This window comes from Caenispirillum bisanense (assembly GCF_900230255.1).
Taxonomy (GTDB): domain Bacteria; phylum Pseudomonadota; class Alphaproteobacteria; order Rhodospirillales; family Rhodospirillaceae; genus Caenispirillum; species Caenispirillum bisanense_A.
The window spans coordinates 379,491-396,267 of sequence record NZ_OCNJ01000003.1; the positions used below are offsets into that span (position 1 = coordinate 379,491).

Annotated in this window: 17 protein-coding genes and 1 tRNA gene; 15 read left to right on the forward strand and 3 right to left on the reverse strand. The window is 68.6% G+C overall.

Annotation, left to right across the window (positions count from 1 at the left end; all coding sequences use genetic code 11):
* Window positions 1-135: 135 nt before the first annotated feature.
* From ssb to CRP50_RS09030, 14 genes are all read left to right on the forward strand, one after another.
* Window positions 136-738 carry a single-stranded DNA-binding protein gene (gene ssb / locus CRP50_RS08965; protein ID WP_097278718.1) on the forward strand — a complete coding sequence of 201 codons (603 nt, stop codon included), beginning with the start codon at window positions 136-138 and terminating at the stop codon, window positions 736-738.
* 150 nt (window positions 739-888) lie between these two features.
* Window positions 889-1,929 (forward strand): TRAP transporter substrate-binding protein DctP, encoded by a 1,041-nt coding sequence (dctP, locus tag CRP50_RS08970; RefSeq protein WP_097278720.1) that lies wholly within the window; start codon window positions 889-891, stop codon window positions 1,927-1,929.
* The gene (locus tag CRP50_RS08975; RefSeq protein ID WP_097278721.1) at window positions 1,926-4,001 is read left to right on the forward strand and encodes an ATP-binding protein; all 2,076 of its coding nucleotides are present in this window, start codon (window positions 1,926-1,928) and stop codon (window positions 3,999-4,001) included. The genes dctP and CRP50_RS08975 overlap by 4 nt, the downstream gene beginning before the upstream one ends.
* A 160-nt stretch (window positions 4,002-4,161) precedes the next feature.
* The gene (gene gyrA, locus CRP50_RS08980; RefSeq protein WP_097278723.1) at window positions 4,162-6,984 is read left to right on the forward strand and encodes a DNA gyrase subunit A; all 2,823 of its coding nucleotides are present in this window, start codon (window positions 4,162-4,164) and stop codon (window positions 6,982-6,984) included.
* Window positions 6,977-7,516 carry a pantetheine-phosphate adenylyltransferase gene (gene coaD, locus CRP50_RS08985; RefSeq protein WP_097278725.1) on the forward strand — a complete coding sequence of 180 codons (540 nt, stop codon included), beginning with the start codon at window positions 6,977-6,979 and terminating at the stop codon, window positions 7,514-7,516. The genes gyrA and coaD overlap by 8 nt, the downstream gene beginning before the upstream one ends.
* A gap of 122 nt (window positions 7,517-7,638) precedes the next feature.
* The gene (locus tag CRP50_RS08990; protein ID WP_245913414.1) at window positions 7,639-8,142 is read left to right on the forward strand and encodes a peptidylprolyl isomerase; all 504 of its coding nucleotides are present in this window, start codon (window positions 7,639-7,641) and stop codon (window positions 8,140-8,142) included.
* A gap of 117 nt (window positions 8,143-8,259) precedes the next feature.
* Window positions 8,260-8,335: transfer RNA gene (locus tag CRP50_RS08995), tRNA-Lys, on the forward strand.
* A 229-nt stretch (window positions 8,336-8,564) separates the two neighbouring features.
* On the forward strand, window positions 8,565-9,347 hold the full coding sequence (locus tag CRP50_RS09000) for a hypothetical protein (RefSeq protein WP_176525093.1): 783 nt from the start codon (window positions 8,565-8,567) through the stop codon (window positions 9,345-9,347).
* Between the two features lie 153 nt (window positions 9,348-9,500).
* On the forward strand, window positions 9,501-9,764 hold the full coding sequence (locus tag CRP50_RS09005) for a hypothetical protein (protein WP_097278729.1): 264 nt from the start codon (window positions 9,501-9,503) through the stop codon (window positions 9,762-9,764).
* A gap of 97 nt (window positions 9,765-9,861) precedes the next feature.
* A complete protein-coding gene (locus CRP50_RS09010) occupies window positions 9,862-10,260 on the forward strand; it encodes a hypothetical protein (RefSeq protein WP_097278731.1) in 399 nt (132 codons plus the stop codon).
* A gap of 374 nt (window positions 10,261-10,634) precedes the next feature.
* Window positions 10,635-11,480, forward strand: coding sequence for a cytochrome c oxidase subunit II (coxB, locus tag CRP50_RS09015; protein ID WP_097278732.1), 846 nt, complete (start codon window positions 10,635-10,637; stop codon window positions 11,478-11,480).
* A 27-nt stretch (window positions 11,481-11,507) separates the two neighbouring features.
* Window positions 11,508-13,130, forward strand: coding sequence for a cytochrome c oxidase subunit I (gene ctaD, locus CRP50_RS09020; protein WP_097278734.1), 1,623 nt, complete (start codon window positions 11,508-11,510; stop codon window positions 13,128-13,130).
* Between the two features lie 73 nt (window positions 13,131-13,203).
* Entirely contained in the window at window positions 13,204-13,770 is a 567-nt protein-coding gene (locus CRP50_RS09025) for a cytochrome c oxidase assembly protein (protein ID WP_097278735.1), read from the forward strand.
* A gap of 93 nt (window positions 13,771-13,863) precedes the next feature.
* Window positions 13,864-14,682: a cytochrome c oxidase subunit 3 gene (locus CRP50_RS09030; RefSeq protein ID WP_097278737.1), complete on the forward strand. Its 819-nt coding sequence runs from the start codon at window positions 13,864-13,866 to the stop codon at window positions 14,680-14,682.
* A 607-nt stretch (window positions 14,683-15,289) separates the two neighbouring features.
* On the opposite strand, the gene CRP50_RS09035 is transcribed toward CRP50_RS09030, so the two are convergent.
* From CRP50_RS09035 to CRP50_RS09045, 3 genes are all read right to left on the reverse strand, one after another.
* Window positions 15,290-15,481 carry a hypothetical protein gene (locus CRP50_RS09035; protein ID WP_097278739.1) on the reverse strand — a complete coding sequence of 64 codons (192 nt, stop codon included), beginning with the start codon at window positions 15,479-15,481 and terminating at the stop codon, window positions 15,290-15,292.
* A 132-nt stretch (window positions 15,482-15,613) separates the two neighbouring features.
* On the reverse strand, window positions 15,614-15,763 hold the full coding sequence (locus CRP50_RS25540) for a hypothetical protein (RefSeq protein WP_176525094.1): 150 nt from the start codon (window positions 15,761-15,763) through the stop codon (window positions 15,614-15,616).
* A gap of 98 nt (window positions 15,764-15,861) precedes the next feature.
* Complete coding sequence (locus CRP50_RS09045) at window positions 15,862-16,140, reverse strand: (2Fe-2S) ferredoxin domain-containing protein (protein ID WP_141415094.1); 279 nt, start codon at window positions 16,138-16,140, stop codon at window positions 15,862-15,864.
* Window positions 16,141-16,314: 174 nt separating this feature from the next.
* On the opposite strand from CRP50_RS09045, the gene CRP50_RS09050 reads away from it, so the two are divergent.
* Complete coding sequence (locus tag CRP50_RS09050) at window positions 16,315-16,731, forward strand: bacteriohemerythrin (protein ID WP_097278744.1); 417 nt, start codon at window positions 16,315-16,317, stop codon at window positions 16,729-16,731.
* Window positions 16,732-16,777 lie beyond the last annotated feature (46 nt).

The following is a 16,777-nucleotide window of genomic DNA, read 5'->3' on the forward strand; positions in this document are numbered from 1 at the left end:
GCCCGCGCGTGATCGAACGGGAAGGGGCCCGGCGGCATCACCGCCGGGCCCTTTTTCCGTTCTTTCGCCGCGCGCGGGAAGGCGTTAAAGTCGCCGGCCGAGATCGATATCCAGACTCAGACAGAGAGCTTTTCCATGGCAGGCAGCGTCAACAAGGTCATCCTGGTCGGCAACCTGGGCCGCGACCCCGAGGTCCGGACCATGCAGAACGGCAACAAGATCGTGAACCTCAACATCGCGACCTCGGAGACCTGGAAGGACCGCCAGTCGGGCGAGAAGCGCGAGCGCACCGAGTGGCACCGCGTGGTGATCTTCTCGCCGCCGCTGGCCGACATCGCCGAGCGCTACCTGAAGAAGGGGTCGTCGGTCTACATCGAAGGCCAGCTGCAGACCCGCAAGTGGCAGGACCAGAACGGCCAGGACCGCTACTCCACCGAAGTCGTGCTGCAGCCCTTCAAGGGCGAGCTGACCCTGCTGGGCGGTGCCCCGGGCGGCGGCGGCGGTCGCGGCCAGGGCGGTGGGTACGACCAGGGCGGCGGCTATGACCAGGGCGGCGGCTACGACCAGGGCGGTTACGGCGGCGGCTCGGGCGGCGGCTACGGCGGCGGTGGTGGCGGTTACGGCGGCGGCCAGGGTGGCGGCGCCGGCGGCGGCCGTTCGGGTGGTGGCGGTGGTGGCGGCCAGGGCTCCGGCTGGGAGCCGCCGGCCTCCGACCTCGACGACGAAATTCCGTTCTGAGCCTGCGCGGCGCAGACCAGGGAAACGACTCAACGGCCCGGCATCTTCCGGGCCGTTGCCGTTTGGCCCGATGCCGTTGCTCCGTTTCGGCACAGGCCGTAAGATGACCCCGCGGGATGGCGCCCCCGAGGGGGCGGATGCGGGGGGTGCATGACTAGTCTCAGAGGCTTTCGGCGGTGGTTGCCGGCGGCTTTGGCGGCGGCGGCGGCCATTCTGGCGATGCCGGCGTGCGGGACGGCCGCGGGGCCGCTGCCCACGCTGACGCTGTCGACGGAAAACACGCCCGACCACGTCCAGACCCGCATGCTGCACCGTTTCGCCGAGCGTCTTCAGGTACGGCTGGACGGCCGTGTCGCGGTGATGGTCAAGGACAGCGCCGTGCTCTACAGCGACCGCGACGTGGTGGAGGCGGTCGCCGCCGGGCGGGTCGACATGGCGGCGCCGGGCCTGTGGCACCTCGATCGCTATGCGCCCGACTTCGCGGTCTTCCTGCTGCCCATGTTCTACGGCCGCGACGACGCGGTGAACTACGGCCTGCGCGACGGCCCGGTGGGGACGAACCTGGCGCGGCGCCTGGAGGCGGCGGTGGACGTCCACGTGCTCGGCCGCTGGATCGACCTCGGCGACGCACACGTCTTCACCCGCGGCGCCGATCTGCGCACCGTCGACGACCTGCGCGGCCTGCGCATCCGGGTCGCGGGCGGCGAGGGCAACGCCGAGCGCATCCGGGCGCTGGGGGCGGAAGCGACGGTCATCCCGTGGCCCGACTTCCCGCGTGCCCTGGGCGACGGCCGGGTGGACGGAACCCTGACGACGGCGGCGACGGTGGTCAGCGCCAACCTGTGGCGCTTCGGGCTCGACCATGCCTTCCTCGACCGCCAGTACTTCCCGCAGTACGTGCCGCTGGTGTCCGGCCGCCTGTGGGCCCGTCTGCCCGCCGACGTGCGCCAGGCCATGACCGAGGTGTGGGACGGCCTGGTGGATGAGGCGCGCCTCATGGCGGCAGAGGAACAGGCGTCGGCCCTCGAGACGTTGGCCGCCAACGGCGTCGCCATCGTCCGTCCGCGGCCCGCCGACGTAGCCGAGACGCGGGCCGCGCTCATGGCGCACCAGGATGCCATCGTCGCCCGCCTGGGGCTCGACGCGGCCCTGGTGAAGACGGTGGCCGAGGCGCTGGAGCGCGGGCCGTGATCCCCGCCCAACCGGCGCCGGGGCAGACGGGGCGCTGGTCGCGCCGGCTGTCGGGTGGCGCCGTGGTCGTGGCGCTGGTTCTCGTGGTGGCGATCATGGCCGTCGGCATTCTGCTGCTGCAGCGGGAACGCGCGAGCATTCTGCGCCTCGCCGCCGCCAACGCGGATCACCTGGCGCGGCAGGTGGCGGCGGAAACCGCGACGCTGACCCTGCTCGGCGACGTGGCGGCGCTGGCCGCCGCCGCCAGCGCCTTCGACCATGCCCACTCGGCAACGCGACTGGGGGCCGAACTGGAGACGACGGCGGTGGGTCTGCCGGGCGTCCGCGCAGCCGCGGTCTATGATGCCTCCGGCGCCGTTCTGGGCGCGAGCCGCCGGTACCCGGCGCTGGCCGCCGGGGCGATCCACGGCATCCTCGCGGCGCATCGCGACGGCTGGCAGGAGATGGGGCTGACGCCCGGCGGCTCCCTCGGCCTGGACGGCGTGCTGGCCGTCAGCCGGGCGCGCTGGAGCGACGACGGCGGGTTCGTCGGCTTCGCCGTCGCCATTGTCGATCTCGGGCGCCTGGCCGACTGGGCCCGCGAGCAGCGGGCCGTACGGGCGGCGGCCGTCGCGGTTTATCTGTCGGACGGGCGCCTGCTTGCGCGGCTGGAGGGCGACGAGCCCCACACCAGCGCCGCGTCCCTGGTCGCCGGGCTGGGCGAGCGTTGGACGGTCGAGGGCCACGCCCAGGGCGCCGGTCCGGTGGTGACCGGGGTCGGGATCGCGCGCGACCTGCCGGTGGTGGGGCTGGTCGAGATCGACAAGGCGGACCTTCTGGCACCGTGGCGACGCACCGCGATCATGGGGGTGTCGGCGGCAGCTCTGCTGTTCGCCGCCGCGCTCCTGTTCCTGGCCGTCTACGTTCGTGCCGAGCGCAGCCGGGCGGCCGCCGACCGCAGCCTCCGCCTCAGCGAGGAGCGGCTCGCCGCCGCGCTCGACAACGGCAACCTCAGCCTGTGGGACTGGTCCGTCGATCGCGGCGAGGTCCTGTTCGGCGACCGCCTGGCGGCCATGCTCGGGCGCCCGGCCGGGGATCCGCCGCCGAGCGTCGACGAGTTCCGCGCCCTCATGCACCCGGACGACCGCGAGGCGGTGGTGGCGGCGATCGACGCCCATGTGCGCGGCGAGACGGAGGTCTACGCCGCCCACTTCCGCGTCGCCCGCGCCGACGGCGGCTGGGCCTGGATCGCCGACCGCGGCCGCGCCGTCGACCGCCGGCCCGACGGCACCGCGCGCCGCGTCATCGGCGTCCACGCCGACATCACCGCGCTGAAGGAGGCGGAGGGAGCGCTGCAGGAGAAGTCCCGCGCCCTGGCGGACTCCAACCGCGAGCTGGAGCAGTTCGCCTACATCGCGTCCCACGACCTGCAGGAGCCGCTGCGCATGGTGTCGTCGTTCCTGTCGCTGCTGCTGCGGCGGGAAGGGGCGCGGCTCACCGACGAGGGGCGCTCCTTCGCCGAGACGGCCATGGACGGCGCCAAGCGCATGTCGCGCCTGATCCATGACCTGCTGGACTATTCCCGCATCGGCACCCGCGGCGCCGCCTTCGAGGCGGTGGAGACGTCCGAGGCCGTCGCCGAAGCCCTCGCCAACCTGAAGATGGCCGCCACCGATGCCGGCGCCGTGCTGGAGGTGCAGCCGGACGCGCCGGCCGTGCTCGGCGATCACGGGCAGATCGTGCGGCTGGTGCAGAACCTGGTCGGCAATGCCCTCAAGTACCGCGCGCCGGACCGGCCGCCGCACGTGCGCATCGGCTGGAGCCGCGATGCGCCGGGAAGGCTGCATCTGGCCGTCGCCGACAACGGCATCGGCATCGCCGCCGAGCACCACGAGACCGTGTTCCAGATCTTCAGCCGGCTGCACAGCGGGTCCGAGTACGAGGGCACGGGCATCGGGCTGGCCGTCTGTCGTCGCATCGTCGACCGTCACGGCGGCCGCATCTGGATCGACTCCGTCCCCGGGCAGGGCTCCACCTTCCATGTGGACCTGCCGCTCGCGACCGCCAAGGCCCGCAGCACCGCCGCCGAGTAGCGGAAACCGGCGCGCAAAGCAGCGAAACGTTGCCGCATCCCGCTCGATTTGCTAGGTTTCCCGGCTCTTGGGCGACGCTGTCTGCGGTGCCGCCCCACCTTCTGCGTCCGGCGCCTCGCGGTGCCGGCCCGTTGCCCTGAAACCGATCCAGGCCACAGCTTTGACGAACCCCCCGTCCACTCCGAAAGAGTTCGACGTCACGCCGGTCGCAATCGAAGACGAGATGAAGCGCTCGTACCTCGATTACGCCATGAGCGTGATCGTCTCGCGTGCCCTTCCCGACGTGCGCGACGGCCTCAAGCCCGTTCATCGGCGTATCCTCTACGCCATGAAGGAAAGCGGGTACGAGTACAACAAGCCCTACAAGAAGTCGGCGCGCATCGTCGGTGACGTGATGGGTAAGTACCACCCGCACGGCGACAGCGCGATCTACGACGCCATGGTGCGCATGGCGCAGCCGTGGTCCATGCGGCTGCCGCTCATCGACGGGCAGGGCAACTTCGGCTCCATGGACGGCGACGCCCCGGCGGCCATGCGCTACACGGAAGCGCGCCTCGCCAAGTCGGCCCATTCGCTGCTGGACGACATCGACAAGGAAACGGTCGACTTCCAGGCCAACTACGACGAAAGCTCGTGGGAGCCCATCGTCCTGCCGGCCCGGTTCCCGAACCTGCTGGTCAACGGCGCCGGCGGCATCGCCGTCGGCATGGCGACGAACATCCCGCCCCATAACCTGGGCGAGGTGATCGACGCGCTGTGCGCCATGATCGACAACCCGGACGTCACCGAGGACGAGATCCTGGAGATGGTGCCCGGCCCCGACTTCCCGACGGGCGGCACCATTCTCGGCCGCTCGGGCATCCGCAGCGCCTACACCACCGGTCGCGGCTCGGTGGTCATGCGGGCGCGCTGCCACATCGAGGAAATGGCCAAGGGCCGCGAGGCCATCATCGTCACCGAGATCCCGTATCAGGTGAACAAGGCGACGATGCAGGAGAAGATCGCCGAACTGGTGCGCGACAAGCGCATCGAAGGCATCTCCGACATCCGCGACGAGTCCGATCGGTCCGGCGTGCGCGTGGTCATCGAGGTCCGCCGCGACCATCAGGCCGACGTGGTGCTGAACCAGCTCTACAAGTTCTCCCAGCTGCAGACCAGCTTCGGCGTGAACATGCTGGCCATCAACGGCGGCAAGCCGGAGATGATGCGCATCGTCGACATCCTGCGGGCGTTCATCGTCTTCCGCGAGGAGGTCATCCGCCGCCGCACCGTCTACCTGCTGCGCAAGGCGCGCGAGCGGGCGCACACGCTGGTCGGCCTCGCCATCGCCGTCGAGAACATCGACCCGGTGATCGAACTGATCCGCGCCGCCCCCGACGCCAACGTCGCCCGCGAGCAGCTGATGGCGCGCGACTGGCCGGCCGGCGACGTGGCGCCGCTGGTGGAACTGATCGCCGATCCGTCGCATCAGGTGATCGACGGCAAGTACCGCCTGTCGGAAGCCCAGGCCCGCGCCATCCTGGAACTGCGCCTGCAGCGCCTGACCGGCCTCGAGCGCGAGAAGATCCACGGCGAACTGCGCGAAATCGGCGGCGAGATCGAGGAATACCTCTCGATCCTGCGCTCGCGCGAGAAGCTGTACGAGATCATGCGTACCGAACTGGTCGAGATGAAGACCGAGTACGCGACGCCGCGGCGCACGACCATCGAGTTCAGCGAGTTCGAAGCCGACATCGAGGACCTGATCCAGCGCGAGGACATGGTCGTCACGGTCACCCAGTCGGGCTACATCAAGCGCGTGCCGCTCGCCACCTACCGCTCCCAGCGGCGCGGCGGCAAGGGGCGCGCCGGCATGGCGACGCGCGAGGAGGACGTGGTCACCCGCGTCTTCGTCGCCAGTACCCACCAGCCGGTGCTGTTCTTCAGCTCGACCGGCATGGTCTACCAGATGAAGGTCTGGCGCCTGCCGCTCGGCAACCCGACGAGCCGCGGCAAGGCCATGGTGAACCTGCTGCCGCTGTCGGACGGCGAGACCATCTCGACCGTCATGCCGCTGCCGGAGGACGAGGGCACCTGGGGCGATCTGAACGTCATGTTCGCCACCACCTCGGGCACGGTGCGGCGCAACAGCCTGTCGGACTTCACCAACATCAAGTCCAACGGCAAGATCGCCATGAAGCTGGAGGAAGGCGAGGCCCTGGTCGGCGTCGCCACCTGCACCGACGAGTACGACGTGCTGCTGGCCGCCCGCGGCGGCAAGTGCATCCGCTTCCCCGTTTCGGAAGTGCGCGTCTTCGCCGGCCGCAGCTCCATGGGCGTGCGCGGCATCCGCCTCGCCGACGGTGATCGCGTGGTGTCGCTGTCGATCCTGCGCCACGTCGACTTCTCCAGCGAGCAGCGCGACTGCTACCTGCGGGTCGCCGGCGCCCTGCGGCGCGGCAACGGAACCGGCCACGAGGGCGAGGACGCGCAGGCGCCCGAGGTGTCGCTCGACCAGCTGCTGGCCGACGCCGGCCTGTCGCGCGACGACTACGAGACCTTCGCGGCGGCCGAGGAGTTCATCCTCACCATCACCGAGAACGGCTACGGCAAGCGCACCTCGGCCTTCGAGTACCGCATCACCGGCCGCGGCGGGCAGGGCATCACCAACATCGACACCGGCGAGCGCAACGGCATGGTCGTCGCGTCCTTCCCGGTGGCCGGGACCGACCAGGTGATGCTGATCTCCAATGCCGGCCAGATCATCCGCATGGGCGTGCACGACATCCGCATCGCCGGGCGCAACACCCAGGGCGTGACGCTGTTCCGCACCGCGCCCGACGAGACGGTGGTGTCCATCGCCCACCTGCCGCTCGACGGCAGCGAGGAGGACGAAGCCGCGGCCATGGACGCCGAGGCGGACGCCGCCACCGGCACCGAAGGCGGCGACACGGCGACCGGCGGCGACGACGCGGCCGGGGAAGGGAGCGACGGCAATGGCTGATCGTGCGGAGCGGGTGGGGGTCTACCCCGGCACCTTCGATCCGGTGACCAACGGGCACCTGGACATCATCACCCGCGCCACGCGGCTGGTCGACCGCCTCATCATCGGCGTCGCCGTCAATGCCGGGAAGGGCCCGCTGTTCTCGCTGGAGGAGCGCGTCGCCCTGACCGAGCAGGCGGTCGCCGCCCTGAACGGTCCCAACGGCTGCGCCATCGAGGTGCGGCCGTTCTCCAACCTGCTCATGCACTTCGCCGCCGAGTGCGGTGCCTCCACCATCGTGCGCGGCTTGCGGGCGGTCTCGGACTTCGAATACGAGTTCCAGATGGCCGGTATGAACGCGCGCGTGAACCCGCGCATCGACACCGTGTTCCTCATGGCGTCGGAGCGCTGCCAGTTCATCTCCTCGCGCTTCGTGAAGGAGATCGGCCGGCTCGGCGGCGACATCGCGTCCTTCGTGCCCGAAGTGGTGCGCCAGGCGCTCGCCGACCGTTTCGCAGAAGAGAAGGCCAAGGGGCTGGGTCCGGACGCCTGATCCGGTCCCGCCCGACCCCTCGACACCGTTTGCGCCCGCCGGACCCACCGCGCCGGCCGGGCGGAGGAAACCGTCCCATGCTGAATCGCATTCTGAGCGCACTCATCGGAGTTCTTTTCGCCATGACCGCTTCGCAGGCCGCCCAGGCTCTCGACCCCGAAAACACCCTGTACATGGAGCTCGAGTCGGGCCGCGTGGTGATCGAACTGCGCCCCGACCTGGCCCCCAACCACGTCGCCCGCATCAAGGAACTGGTGCGTGAAGGCTTCTACGACGGCACGCCGTTCCACCGCGTGATCCCGGGCTTCATGGCCCAGGGCGGCGATCCGACCGGCACCGGCACGGGCGGCTCGGGCCAGAAGCTCGACGCCGAGTTCTCCAAGGAGAAGCACGTGCGCGGCACCGTCTCCATGGCGCGCGCGGCGAACCCCAACAGCGCCGACAGCCAGTTCTTCATCGTGTTCGAGCCGGCGTCGCACCTGGACGGCCAGTACACCATCTGGGGCCGCGTGGTCGAAGGCATGGAACACGTGGACGCCATCAAGAAGGGCTCGGGCCCGAACGGCATGGTCAGCTACCCCGACCGCATCCTGAGCATGAAGGTCGCCGCCGACGCCAAGCAGTAAGGCGTTCCGGCAGCGGGAAAAAAAAGGCGGGGCCAGCGGCTCATGAGGCTTGACCGCCCCGCCCCCTTTCCCTAGTCTGCCGCCTCCCCGCACCGGGGGCCCGTAGCCCCGCACCGGGGGCCCGTAGCTCAGTTGGTAGAGCAGCTGACTTTTAATCAGCGGGTCACAGGTTCGAATCCTGTCGGGCTCACCATTACCGAGGCCCTGGAAGCACGCCGCTTCCAGGGCCTCGTCGTTATCCGCGGCCCGCTTGGTGCGGCGCGTCTGCGTCCATGGTCGTATGGCCGATGGACTATTCGGTTTCGGCTGCCGCGGCGCCAAAGGCGGTGCAATACTCCCGCCGGTTGCGGGAGAGTCGTGGGGAATTCCTCCCGCAGTGGACTTTCGGCCCAAGGGGGCCGAACTGGGGAGAGACCTTTCCGATGAGCGCACCGGACATCCTGCTGTCCTATCCGTCCATCCTGACCAACAAGGACTGGCAGAAGAAGAAGGGGCCGTTCGCCAAGATGGCCGGCAAGACCGGCCTCGGCGACACGCTGACCGACTGCGAGAAGGCCTGGGGGGCCGTCAAGTGGGCCGCCTTCGACGAGACCAAGGTGAAGAACGACCGGACCGCCATCGAGAATGCGTGGAAGGCGGCGCAGGCCGAGTACAAGAAGTCGGTCGAACCCCTGCGCAAGGCACTGCAGGGCGTCATCGCGACGGCCCAGAAGACGTCGGCCGCCTTCAAGAAGAACAAGCTGATCCCGAGCAGCGCCACCAAGGCCGCCGACGACATCGGCAAGGCGGCGGAGCGGCTGCTGGTCGCCACGCGGTCCATCGACACCAAGTGGTTCGAGGCCAAGATGGAGCGCTACAAGCGCATGGACAAACTGCGCACTTACGAGGACGCCCTGAAGGACCGCGAGTTCGCCAAGGAGTTCATGGCGTTCTGCGCCAAGGAGTTCTCGACCGAGAACGTCGAGTTCCTGGCGCGCAGCAAGGGCGTGAAGGTGACCGAGAAGAACGCCCAGGCTGTCTACGACACCTACCTGAAGCCTGGCGCCAAGTCGGAGATCAACATTCCCGGCTCGAAGCGCACCGCCTACGAAAAGTGCATGAAGACGGGCGACTGGAAGGGCATGGTCGACGTCATGCAGGGTATCCGCGCCGAGGTGGAGATCAACGTCGCCGACACCTTCTCGCGCTTCATCCTGCTGCCTTAGAACACGGGGCAGGGCGCGGCGGCAGACCGTGGCAGGGAAGGGTGCGGTCGACGCAGCGCCGCCCCCTTGCGATTTCCGGCATCCGGCGGCACCTTCGGTTCGTATACCGCAGGAGCGCCGGAATGCGGCGCCGGTATCCGAGGGGCGCTCGCCATGAAAGCCACGCACGACACCACCCTGGTCCGCTTCCTGGTGCAGCACTGCGCCGCCGGAGTGATCGCCGGCCTCGTGTTCTGCGGCGCCGTCATCTACCTCGACATCGCCAACATGCGCACCCTGCTGCTCGGGTCGGAGCACATGGGCAAGGGCCTCTACCTGCTTCTCGGCTCCATCTGCGGCACCTTCGGGGCGCTGGCCATGGCCGTCGGGGTCATGCGGCTCGGCGACCACAGCGACCACCCCGACCGCGAGTACTGAGGCACCGCCGCCTCCGACGGGGCGAGGCGAGGCTTTGCCGGCGCGCCGGGCTGTGGCACCATCGCGCCTCGTGAGGGTATTCGCCGGGGGATGAGACATGATCGGCACGTGGAGACAGGCGGCCGCCGCCGTGGCGGGACTGCTTCTTCTTCTGACGGCAGGCCAGGCCGCCGCCGACGGCATGCCGCCCGAGTTCGCCGATCCCGGCATCCGCACCGCCCCGGCCCCCGCGCCGCAACCCGCCCCGACCCCCGTCGTGCGGGCGATGCCGGCCCCCCTGCCGCTCGACATCGCGCCACCGCCGCCGCCCGAGCCCGTCGCCTTCACCGTCACCTTCGCGGAGTCCGTCGGCTACTTCGCCCGCATCGGCTACGAGGCGACCAAGGACAACGCCAGCCTCTATTGCGCGCGCTATGGCCGGGTCGCCACCCTCGACGCACGGTTCAGGGTGGAGAGCGACTGGTACGTGCGCTTCAAGTGCCTGCCGCCCGCCTGACGGGCGGTCCATTTCCATCATGCTCGAAGACTAGCGGGCGGCGGGGCAGGGCTCCGCCGCCCGTCTTCTTGCGCCGCGGCATGATCGCTAAACCCTTTCGCAACAGTCGAGAAATAACGACAATTTCCGTGTCGCAACGCGCCGCAACATAGGCAAAGCCTCTATTTTTGGTGCGGGCGAAATTGTGCGAAAAACCCCTCACGCTAGTCAGGAAGCCTCTTGCTCCCTTCGGCGCGAATCGCCCATACTGGCCTCACAGACAAGAAAACAAACAATGTCGCAAGGACTGGTCGCCGTTTTCACGCTCGAACCGATCCAGAGGGGCTGAAATACCCGGCAGGGGACGGCGCGGTCCAGCCAAGGGAGGCTAGGACATGACAGTGCAGTTGCCGCGGTTGCCCCGTCTGGGCGCGGCCGCAGTCGCCTTCGCCGGTGTGACTCTGCTCGCCGGTGCGGCCTTGGCGGGGCAGCCGGAGCCCTGGCAGGCCAACATGCAGGATCCCGCGTCTCCGACCATGGAGCGCATCTACAGCCTGCACAATTACATCACCATCATCATGATCGCCATCGTGCTGCTGGTGACCGCCCTGCTCGGGTGGTGCATGTTCCGCTTCAACGCGCGCCGCAACCCCGTGCCGTCCAAGACCGCCCACCACACGCTGCTGGAAGTGGCGTGGACGGCGGTGCCGGTCCTCATCCTGGTGGCCATCGCGGTGCCGTCGTTCCGGCTGTTGTACTTCATGGACCGCACCCAGGAGGCCGACATGACCCTCAAGGTCATCGGCCACCAGTGGTACTGGTCCTTCGAGTATCCCGATCACGAGAACGTCGCCATCGACAGCTTCATGAAGATGGACGAGGACCTGGCGGAAGGCGAGCCGCGCCTTCTGGCGGTCGACAACGCCATCGTGCTGCCGGTGGACACCAACGTGCGCGTCATCGTCACCTCCACCGACGTCATCCACAGCTTCGCCATGCCGGCGCTCGGCCTGAAGACCGACGCCGTACCGGGCCGCCTGAACGAGACCTGGGTGCGCATCGAGCAGCCGGGCGTCTACTACGGCCAGTGCTCGGAGCTGTGCGGCGTGAACCACGGCTTCATGCCGGCCGCCATCCGGGCCGTGCCGCGCGAGGAGTTCGATGCGTGGATGGCGGAAACCCAGGCGGCGATGGGCATCGAGCCGGGTGACGGGCCGGCGACCGAACTCGCCCGCCGGTAAGAAAAGCCAGGACAGGGGACTGAAGCGATGTATCAGGGAACAACGGCCGACCAGGCCCACGGCCACGGGCATGACGATCATGCGCCGACCGGCTGGAAGCGGTGGGTGTTCTCGACCAACCACAAGGACATCGGGACGATGTACATCGTCTTCGCGGTCATTGCCGGTTTGATCGGGGGCTTCATGTCGATCGTCATCCGCGCCGAGCTCTACGAGCCCGGCCTGCAGGTGCTCGGCGGCGACAACCAGCTCTACAACGTGTTCGTCAGCGCCCACGGGCTGATCATGATCTTCTTCGTGGTCATGCCGGCGCTCATCGGCGGGTTCGGCAACTGGTTCGTGCCGTTGATGATCGGCGCGCCGGACATGGCCTTCCCGCGCATGAACAACATCAGCTTCTGGCTGCTGCCGCCGTCCTTCCTGCTGATCTGCACGGCGCTGTATACCGGCGTCGGGCCGGGCACGGGGTGGACGCTCTACCCGCCGCTGTCGCTGAGCATCTCGCACTCAGACGCCGCGGTCGACCTGGCGATCCTGTCGCTGCACATCGCCGGCGTGTCGTCGATCCTGGGCGCCATCAACTTCCTGGTCACCATCATCAACATGCGCGCGCCGGGCATGACCATGTTCCGCATGCCGCTGTTCGCGTGGTCCATGTTCGTCACCGCCTTCCTGCTGCTGATGGCGGTGCCCGTGCTGGCCGGCGCGCTGACCATGCTGCTGACCGACCGCAACTTCGGCACGACCTTCTTCGACCCGGCCGGCGGCGGTGACCCGCTGCTCTACCAGCACCTGTTCTGGTTCTTCGGCCACCCCGAAGTCTACATCATGATCCTGCCGGCCTTCGGCATCATCAGCCACATCACCTCCACCTTCTCGAAGAAGCCCGTGTTCGGCTACCTCGGCATGGTGTGGGCCATGGTGGCGATCGGCGTCATCGGCTTCGCGGTGTGGGCGCACCACATGTACACGGTCGGCATGGACGTCGACACGCGCGCCTACTTCATCATGGCGACCATGCTCATCGCCGTGCCGACGGGCATCAAGGTGTTCTCGTGGATCGCCACCATGTGGGGCGGCTCCATCGAGTTCAAGACGCCCATGCTGTTCGCCATCGGCTTCATCTTCCTGTTCACCGTCGGCGGCGTGACGGGCGTGGTGCTGGCCAACGCCGGCGTCGACATCGCCCTGCACGACACCTACTACGTGGTGGCCCACTTCCACTATGTGTTGTCGCTCGGCGCGGTGTTCGCCATGTTCGCCGGCTTCTACTACTGGATCGGCAAGATGAGCGGCCGCCAGTACCCCGAGACGCTCGGCAAGATCCACTTCTGGCTCACCTTCGTCGGCGTGAACCTGACCTTCTTCCCGCAGCACTTCGCGGGTCTGGCGGGCATGCCGCGGCGCATTCCGGACTACCCGGACGCCTTCACGGGGTGGAACCAGATCTCCACCATCGGCGCCTACATCGGCGGCTTCGCGGCGCTGTTCTTCTGCTTCGTCATCTGGCGGACGCTCGCCGCCGGCGAGCGGGCCGCGAGCAACCCGTGGGGCGAAGGCGCCACGACGCTCGAGTGGACGCTGACCTCGCCGCCGCCGGTGCACGCCTTCGAGGAGCCGCCGGTGATCCCCGGCGCGCCGGCCGAGTAACGACCGCATCGACAGGGCAGGGGCCGGCCGCCGCGCCGGCCCCTGGCCGCACATCCGCACGGAGGGCCGTCGCATGACCGCAGCAGGGAACAGCAGGGCGCGCAGCAATGCCCGCACCGGCCTGATCTTCGCCGGCGTCGCCGTCGGCATGGTCGGCCTCGCCTTCGCCTCCGTCCCGCTCTACCGGCTGTTCTGCCAGGTGACGGGCTACGGCGGCACGCCGGCCATCGTGCTGGAGAAGAAGGGCATCACCGCCGATCCCGCCCATCCGGTGACGATCCGCTTCGACGCCTCGGTCAACGGCCGCATGCCCTGGCGGTTCGAGCCGCTGCAGCACGACGTGACCGTGCCGCTCGGCCAGGACACGCTGGTCGCCTATCGCGCCGTCAACACGTCGGACCGCCCCGTCGTCGGCACCGCCACCTTCAACGTGACGCCGGCCAAGGCGGCCCAGTACTTCAGCAAGATCGAGTGTTTCTGCTTCACCGAGCAACGCCTGGAGCCGGGCGAGGCGGTGGAGATGCCGGTCACCTTCTACGTCGACCCGGCCATCCTCGAGGACGAGCACGCCCGCGACGTCCATACCATCACGCTGTCCTACACGTTCTTCGAGAAGAAGGGCGAGGACGGGTCCTCATGACCGGGGCGTGACGCACCGCCGTCATCCTCCGTCACCGCGCGACGGGCCGCACCCTCCACAAGACGGCCCGCGCCATGCAAGGGAGCGCCAGCGATGAGTCAGGTTTCGGGCCATTCCGCCCGCAAGCATCCGTTCCACATCGTCGACCCGAGCCCGTGGCCCTTCGTCGGGTCGGTGGGCGCCTTCGTGCTGGCCATCGGCGCCGTGCAGTACTTTCACGACGCGCCGCCCTGGCTGATGCTGGCGGGCTTCGCCATCATCCTGGTCACCATGTTCGGCTGGTGGCGCGACGTGGTGAAGGAAGCCATGGTCGACAAGGCGCATACCGGGAAGGTGCGCCTCGGCCTGCGCATGGGCATGGCGATGTTCATCGCATCGGAGGTGATGTTCTTCGTCGCCTTCTTCTGGGCCTATTTCAACAACGCCTTCATGGTCAGCCCCGGCGTCACCGCCTGGCCGCCGGAGGGGATCGAGCCGGTGCACGCCTGGGGCATCCCGGCGCTGAACACGGCCATCCTCATCACCTCGGGCTTCACGCTCATGGCCTCGGCCACGGCGCTGAAGAAGGGCGCGCGCGGCCGCCAGCTGTTCTTCCTCGGCCTGACCATCGGCCTCGGCGTCATCTTCCTGGGCTTCCAGATCTACGAGTACGGCCTGATCGCCTTCGGCTTCCAGGACGGCATCTTCCCGTCGGTGTTCTACATGGCGACGGGGTTCCACGGCTTCCACGTGTTCGTCGGGGTGTGTTTCCTCGGCGTCATGTTCTACAGGAGCCTGAAAGGACACTTCGCCCCGGGCCGTGAGGCCATCGGCTACGAGGCGTCGGAGTGGTACTGGCACTTCGTCGACGTGGTGTGGGTGTTCCTTTTCGTGGTGTTCTACTGGTGGGTCGGCCCCGGCGTGGGTCACTGAGCCTACCCTCCGGCGCGATCCCGGCGCCCGTTCCCAGCCCCGGCCGCGGCTTCCGCGGCCGGGTGCTTTTTTGGGCGCGAAAAGCCCTTGCCAGGGCGCCGCGGCTTGGGGTAGTTTCCCGCCACTTCGCTCCTCCGGCCATCCCCGCGCCGGAAGTTATCCACAAGTCGGAAGATGCAAGCCACAAGCGGACCAACGGTGTTGGTGCCGCTCTTTTGTGCGTCCGGGATCCACCAGCGGTTCGCGCTTCCGACCGCTGCCGAAGTCGCGTGGCTGGTCCACGAACGTCGCAAACCGTTGCATTTTCTGTATTTGCCATGGTGTTTGGGCGGATCGCGGCGGCTCATGCCAGTAATCACCGCCTTGCCTCTTCCATGGGCTCCCGGTCGTGCCGAATTCTTAGGCAAAGGGGTGAGAGGTGCGCGGGGCGCGGGATCCGAACCGCTCTGCACAGACTTATCCACAGAAACGGGGGAAAAGCGCAAGCGCCCTGGGGAGAGTGCGGCGGCGCTATGGGGAGGGACTGCGGCGGATGCGAAAAGGGCGCCTCCCCGGTGGGAGACGCCCTCGACGGCCAGTCGCCGTGGTGCGGGGACCGCCTGCGGCCTTACGGCTGCGGCTCGGTCGGCAGGTTGATCTCGGCAGTGGGGTCGTTTTCGACGAGGCGCGCGACCTCCTCGTAGGCGGCCGCGTTCTGCTCCATCTGCTCGGCGAGACTCGGATTGTCCTGACCGACGGCCCGGAAGAAATTGGCGGCGCCGCGGAGCATGTCGCCGGCGATGTTGGCAATGGTGGCCATTGGGCTTCCCCTGATGTGTTTGCGAATTGTGCTGTGTTGCGCGCCCTCAGGCTACAAGCCCGCACACATCGGGTCAAACGCTGCGGGCGGGGCCGTCGTTACAATTTGCACCGCAGCGATAGGGGTATCCGCTCACCCCGCCACCGGCTCCACCCACCAGATCAACTGCGGCGCTGCGTGCCGTTCGTGCGCCAGCCGGAACTCGGCGAGGTAGCGGCTGAGGGGGCGGGAGAGGGCGCCGGTGGCACCGGTGAGGGGAGACTTCCAGAACACCTTGTACATCAGGACCACCCGTTCGGTTACGGAACCATGACGGCTCATACCTTCGGGCTAATCCCTTCGGCGTTTCAATGCTGAACTTTTTGTGGGTAAGGGAAGCGTCAGTCCGAGCGGGCGGCGACGGCGTCCACCACCGCTGCGACGTCGTGGGGCGCGACCCCGTGCAGCAGGGCGCCGCCGACGATCTTCACGTTGGGGCCGATGGTGCAGTGGCCGAAGCAGACGCCGACCTCCACCTCCGCCGCCAGGCGTCCTTCCGCGGCCGCCTGCTGCAAGGCGGCCAGCAACTCCTCCGATCCGCGCATGGCGCAGGACTGGGCCTGCGGGCCGAAACGGTAATGTGTACAGACGAGGACGCGGCAGGGGCTCGTTTCGGTCATGGCGGAGCGGCGGCAGGGGACGATCCATCGACTTTAGGTGCCGGCGCGGCGAAATCCTAGTCTTTCGGTCGGGCATGAGCGACAGGGTGCCCCCGCTTATCCGGCAGGACCTTTGCCCCTGTCGCCTGCGGGTGGCAAAGTTCCCCATGCAAACTTGAGGGGAGGTTGTCGCCGATGTTCGTAGAGTGGCGTCCGGAGTATGCCAGCGGCAACGGCGACATCGACGCCATGCACCGGCTCATCGTCGACCGGCTGGCCTGCGTCGGCCGCGCCGTCCAGGAAGGACGCGGGGCAGCGTCCGCCTTCCGCGACCTGCGGGGGGCGGTGCTCGACCATTTCGACGCCGAGGACCGGCTGTTGGAATTGATGGGGGCCGCCGCCAGCGCCGGTCACCGGCGGGAACACGGCCACCTCGCGCGGCTGCTCGCCGACGGGCAGGCATTGTGCGAAGACCACGGGCGCGCCGCCGCCGTCCCCACTTTCGTCGATGTGGTCGGGCGCTGGCTGATCCACGAAATCACCGCCAACGACCGCCATCTGGTCACCTTCCTCGCCGCCCGCGACCGGGCCCGGCAGCAGGCCGACTTCTGACGACCACCCGGCGACCACCACCTTCGGCTTACGCTTGACCGAAGGA